This window comes from Candidatus Viridilinea mediisalina, from assembly GCF_002532535.1.
Classification (GTDB): domain Bacteria; phylum Chloroflexota; class Chloroflexia; order Chloroflexales; family Chloroflexaceae; genus Viridilinea; species Viridilinea mediisalina.
Window position 1 is genome coordinate 1 of the sequence record NZ_NQWI01000320.1, and the last position, 647, is coordinate 647.

1 rRNA gene is annotated in these 647 nt (G+C 45.3%); it reads right to left on the reverse strand.

The window, feature by feature from the left end:
• Positions 1–572 (reverse strand): 23S ribosomal RNA (locus tag CJ255_RS25180); the annotation flags it as partial.
• Positions 573–647 lie beyond the last annotated feature (75 nt).

The following is a 647-nucleotide window of genomic DNA, read 5'->3' on the forward strand; positions in this document are numbered from 1 at the left end:
AATTGGCTCCGACCGCTTGTAGGCGCACGGTTTCAGGTACTATTTCACTCCCCTGTTCGGGGTGCTTTTCACCTTTCCCTCACGGTACTGGTTCACTATCGGTCTCTCAGGAGTATTTAGCCTTACCGGATGGTCCCGGCTGATTCACACAGAATTTCTCGTGTTCCGCGCTACTCAGGATACCAACCTTATTATCATACTTGCATGTACGGGATTGTCACCCTCTGTGATGCAACTTTCCAAATGCTTCCACTTCGTATTAATAATAATTATGTCGGTCCTACAACCCCAATATTGCCGAAACAATATTGGTTTAGGCTGTTCCCTGTTCGCTCGCCGCTACTATGGGAATCACTTTTGTTTTCTTTTCCTCCGCCTACTTAGATGTTTCAGTTCAGCGGGTTTGCTTCCTATAAATAGGATGACCACTATTGCTAATGGCCGGGTTGCCCCATTCGGAGATTCACGGATTAATGGTTATTTGCACCTACCCATGACTTTTCGCAGCTTATCACGTCCTTCTTCGCCTCTGAGAGCCCAGGCATTCCCCATGCGCCCTTTATTACTTTCTTATTACACGTAGTTATCGTGTTATTTTATTTCTCGATTTCGGTCAATATGTCAATGAACGTTTTGCACTTGTGTTA